The organism is bacterium, from assembly GCA_021372775.1.
Classification (GTDB): domain Bacteria; phylum Acidobacteriota; class Polarisedimenticolia; order J045; family J045; genus JAJFTU01.
The window spans coordinates 1-4,461 of sequence record JAJFTU010000273.1; the positions used below are offsets into that span (position 1 = coordinate 1).

The 4,461-nt window shown below is 73.6% G+C and carries 4 protein-coding genes; 1 reads left to right on the top strand and 3 read right to left on the bottom strand.

Translation table 11 applies throughout. The features are described from left to right. On the top strand, positions 1 to 712 hold a 712-nt coding region (locus tag LLG88_09600), incomplete at its 5' end, for an efflux transporter outer membrane subunit (protein MCE5247157.1). A gap of 122 nt (positions 713 to 834) precedes the next feature. Here the strand turns inward: LLG88_09600 and ftcD are convergent. The 3 genes from ftcD to LLG88_09615 all read right to left on the bottom strand — a co-directional run. Further along, on the bottom strand, positions 835 to 2,508 hold the full coding sequence (ftcD, locus tag LLG88_09605; protein ID MCE5247158.1) for a glutamate formimidoyltransferase: 1,674 nt from the start codon (positions 2,506 to 2,508) through the stop codon (positions 835 to 837). A gap of 7 nt (positions 2,509 to 2,515) precedes the next feature. Then, positions 2,516 to 3,475 carry a Gfo/Idh/MocA family oxidoreductase gene (locus LLG88_09610; protein MCE5247159.1) on the bottom strand — a complete coding sequence of 320 codons (960 nt, stop codon included), beginning with the start codon at positions 3,473 to 3,475 and terminating at the stop codon, positions 2,516 to 2,518. A gap of 235 nt (positions 3,476 to 3,710) precedes the next feature. Beyond that, positions 3,711 to 4,461: hypothetical protein (locus tag LLG88_09615; GenBank protein ID MCE5247160.1), on the bottom strand; the 751-nt coding region annotated here is incomplete at its 5' end.

Here is a 4,461-nt window from a genome sequence, read left to right on the forward strand (position 1 = left end):
GCCCGGCGAGGACCTGTTCCGGACGCCGGCGACGAAGGACGTCTCCGCCGGGCTGCCGTCGGAAGTTCTGGAGCGCCGACCGGACATCATGCAGGCCGAGCGGACGCTGCGCGCGGCCGACGCGAACATCGGCGTCGCGCGCGCCGCGTTCTTCCCTCGGATCGCGTTGACCGCCAACGCCGGCGTGGCGAGCGCGGACCTCTCGAACCTCTTCAAGGGCGGGACGGGGGCGTGGACCTTCGCGCCGCAGGCGACGCTGCCGATCTTCGGCGCCGGACGTCTGAAGGGCAATCTCGCGGCCGCGAAGGCCGAGCGCGGGATCGCGCTGGCGCAGTACGAACGGGCGATCCAAGGGGCGTTTCGGGAGGTCGCGGACGCGCTGGCGCTGCGCGGCACGGTGGACGAGCGGATCGCGGCGCAGGAGGCGCTCGTCGCCGCGACCGGCGCGAGCCAGCGCATCTCCGAGCAGCGGTTCCGCACCGGCATTTCGAGCTACCTCGACGTGCTCGACGCGCAGCGCACGCTCTACGACGCGCAGAAGGCGCTGATCTCGGTGCGGCTCGCGAAGGCCGACAACAACGTGACTCTCTACAAGGTCTTGGGCGGCGGTTGGACGGCGAACACGCCGGCGCCCAAGGACGCGGCGCCGGTCGGCGGCGCCGCGGAGAAGCGGAGCGACGCGGCGGCGATGCAGGCCGCCTCGCCGCGCTGACCCCGGGGAAGACCCGGCCGCGGAGGCGAAAGGGCAGGCGCCGCGGCCGGGTTCCGGGGCGCGAAAAAAGGGGCGGGCCGAAAACGGCCCGCCCCTCGCGTTGTCCGAAATGGCCGCGCCGGTCAGCCGATGATCTCCTCGGCCTTGGCCAGCGCCTTCTCGGCCCCCGCGCGCGCCGCGGCGAGGGCGGCGTCGAGCTTGGCCTTGAACGCCGCGCGCTCGGCGGCGTCCGGCAGGCCGGGGAGGTTGATCCGCACGTTGAGCGCCGCGCCTTCGGCCGCGGTGCGCGCGCACAAGGCGGCGACGCCGAAGTCGGACGCGGCCGCGGTCATCCCGATCTGCGAGACGCGGACGACCAGCGCGGCGACCTTGCCCGCCGCCTCGACGACGGAGAGCGGGATCTCGATCGCGCGGCGGGTCGCGGCGACGATCGCTTCGTCGCGCGCGGCCTTCTGCTCGTCGGTGGCCTTGGGGAGCTTGCGCGCCGAGCGGATCATGTCGAAGGCGGCCGTGTCGTCGTCCACGGCGCGCAGCAGCTGGTCCTTCAACTCCTGCGCGGCGAGGCCGAGCTTCACGAACTCTTCCTTGGCCGCCTTGTCCTTCGAGCCGCCGAAGGTGAGGGCGGAGACCATCGAGACGAGCGCCGCGGCGAGCGAGCCGCAGAGGGCGGCGACGGAACCGCCGCCGGGGGCCGGGGTGTCGCGCGACAGTTCGTCGGCGAAGCCGACGAGGCTCATCGCCCGCAGCCCTCGCTCGCGCGGGGCGAGGCGGTAGTCGATCACCGCCTTGTCGGTCTCGAACGGCTTGACGTCGCAGAGGCCGAGCGAGATGCGCGCCGTCTCCAGCAGGTCCGGCTCCGGCGCCGCGGGGGTCTTCCCCTGCGCGGCGAGGTAGTGCCGGCCGGCCATCTTGAGCGCCTCGAGCGGCACGAGGCCGACGATCTCCGAGCCGGTGACCCGCATCCCGCGCTCGAGCGCCTGGCGCTCGATCTCGTCGAAGACGGTGTGCGGCGCGACGACGTTGTAGTCGAGGACGTTGATCGAGACCTGCGCGCGGCCGAACTCGGGGATGTACCAGCCGACGGCGCGGATCGACTTGAACTTGCCCGGCTTCGTCACGTCGCGGCCGCGCTCGTCCTTGAGGATCTTGCCGTCCGGACCCTTGACCTTGCGCCCTTGCTCGCGGATCTCGAGCGCGATGTCGTGGGCCAGCTTCTTGTCGGTCGTGTTGAGGTCCACGTTGTAGGCGACGAGGAACGGGCGGGCGCCGACGATCGTCGCGCCGGACTTCTCGTTGAAGACCGGCCGGCCGTAGTCGGGGGCCCACGCCGGATCCTGCAGCTTCGCGGCGAGGCCTTCGTACTCTCCCTTGCGGACCTCGGCGAGGCTGCGCCGCTCCGGCTTCGTCGCCGCGCGCTCGTAGAGGTAGACGGGGATGTCGAGCTTTTCGGCGATCCGGCGGCCGACTTCGTTGGCCAGCGCCACGCAGTCGTCCATCGTCGCGCCGCCGCCGACCGGAACGAACGGCACGACGTCGGTCGCGCCCATCCGGGCGTGCGCGCCGTGGTGCTGGCGCATGTCGATCAGCTTGGAGGCCGACTCGACCAGCCGGAACGCCGCCTCGGCGACCGCTTCCGGGCCGCCGACGAACGTGAAGACGGTGCGGTTGGTTTCGGCGCCCGGATCGACGTCGAGCAGGGTGACCCCTTCGACCGCGCGCACGGCGGCGGCCACGGCGTCGAGGACCTTCTGGTCGCGCCCTTCGGAGATGTTGGGAACGCACTCGATGATCTTCATCTCGGGTCTACTTCCTTTCCGCGACGGCGCGGGCGATCATCTCGGCCCCTTGGACGGCCTTGAGGCCCTCCTCGAGCGGCACGGGGACCGGCCCGCCTTCCTGCAGGGCGGTGGTGAAGGCGCGGAGGACTTCGCGCACAGTGGGGACGGAATCGGGGAGGGGCGGCTTGATCATCTGCCGTCCGTGGATCTCGCGGAGAATGCTGTGGACGTGGTCGGCGGCGAGCTGGCCCTTCTCGCCGACGATCTCCAGCCGGCCGGTGCGGCCGCCGGTGGCCCACGAGTTGTCGAGCGTGACGAGGATGCCGCCCGGCTCGAGCCGCAGCACGGCGGCGAAGGCGTCGTCGATCTCCGGCGTCAGCACGCGGCGGCCGAACGCCTTGACCTCGACGATCTCGGCGCCGGTGAGGAAGCGGAGCAGGTCCACGCTGTGGACGCCGGTGTTGATGATCATCCCGCCCTGCTCGGGGGCGTTGAACCAGGGGCGCGTCGCCGGCTCGAAGCGGTTGTTGACGGCGACGAGGTGGAGCGGGCCCATCGCGGGGATCCGCTCGCGCACGGCCCGCACGACGCTGTTGAAGCGCATCGTCTGGGCGACCATCGCCTTGATCCCGGCCTTCGCCGCGACCTCGACCGCCTCGGCGGCCTGCCTGGAGTCCACGGCCAGCGGCTTCTCGACGAGGATCGGCTTGCCGGCCGCCGCGGCGAGCTTGATCGCCCGCGGATGCTCGGTCGGCGGCAGCGCGACGACGAGGACGTCGACGTTCGGATCGGCGACGAGCGCCTCGAGCGAGGAGTGCAGCGCGAGATTGCGCGGCGCGGCCCACGCCCGGCCTTCGTCGGCGTCGCGGCGGAAGACGGCGACCAGACGGGCGCGCGGCGCGTCGCCGGCGAGGAGATGCTGCGCGTACCGCATGCCGTGCCGGCCGAGTCCGGCCAACCCGACGCGGAGGACGTTTTCGGTCATGTTTGCCACCCCGGCGCCGCACCTTGAACGGGGGCGCGTGCAGTGTCCCGGGGCGCGGCTCGGCGCCGGCGGAAACCGCCGCGCGGCGGCTTGGACGCGGATGCCGATCGGACCCGGGACGGCAGAGGTCGGCAGAGATTACCACGCCGCGCAGAAGGCGGTTATCGACCTCTCCCGGACCGGCCGCGCCTCGCGGGGCGCGGCCTCGTTCGACGAGTCCTCGGACGCGCGGCCGTCAGCTCTTCTTGAACCAGCCGCGCCATCCCTTGGGGGCGTGGGCCGGCGCGGGCCGCGGTTGTTCGACCTGGCCGCGGACCGTGCGGAGCCGCTCGACCATCGCCTCGTCGGCCAGCGGCTCGGCGGGAGCGCCGGAGACGGGGCGGGTCAGCGCCTCGTCGATCCGCCGCTTGGCCTCGCCGAGACGGCGGCGCCACGCGGCGAGGACGGCGTTGCGCTCCTGGTTCCGCTTGTGCTCGGCGAGCGTCGTTTCGACCGCCTCGTCGAAGCGGCGGGCGACGACGGCGACGCCGCGGCGCGCCCGGTCGAGCGTCTCGCGCGGCGCTCCGGCGGCGGCGCGCGCGGCGAGCGTGCAGCAGGCGAGCCCGGCGAGGAAGAGGACGTCGTCCGGCTCGTTCGTCTTCGCCGCGCAGCGGTCGAGCAGCGCCGACGCTTCGGGGAAGTCGACGAGGGACGTCTCGTCGTGCGGGCGCGAGCCGCGCGCCGCGTCCACCAGCGCGGCCGCCTCGGCGGCCAGCGCGGCCTCGGCGTCGATGTCCGCCGGGTCGGGCAGGAGGGCGCGCGCCGCGGCGAGCGCGGCGTTGGGGGTCTTGGCGAGGGCGGCGTCCACGACCGGCCGGCCTTCGCGCAGCGACCGCGCGAGCCGCGACCATTCGGCGGCGCGGAACTGCAGCGGCGCCGGGTCGAGCGCGGCGCGGCGCCCCTGCTCCGCCAGGCGCTCGGAGCGCTGGCGGATCGCCACGCAGCGG

Bases quoted from the DNA above. Each gene is read 5' to 3' on its own strand.
- ftcD (MCE5247158.1), bottom strand. From the start codon at position 2,508: ATGAAGATCATCGAGTGCGTTCCCAACATCTCCGAAGGGCGCGACCAG.
- LLG88_09610 (MCE5247159.1), bottom strand. From the start codon at position 3,475: ATGACCGAAAACGTCCTCCGCGTCGGGTTGGCCGGACTCGGCCGGCAC.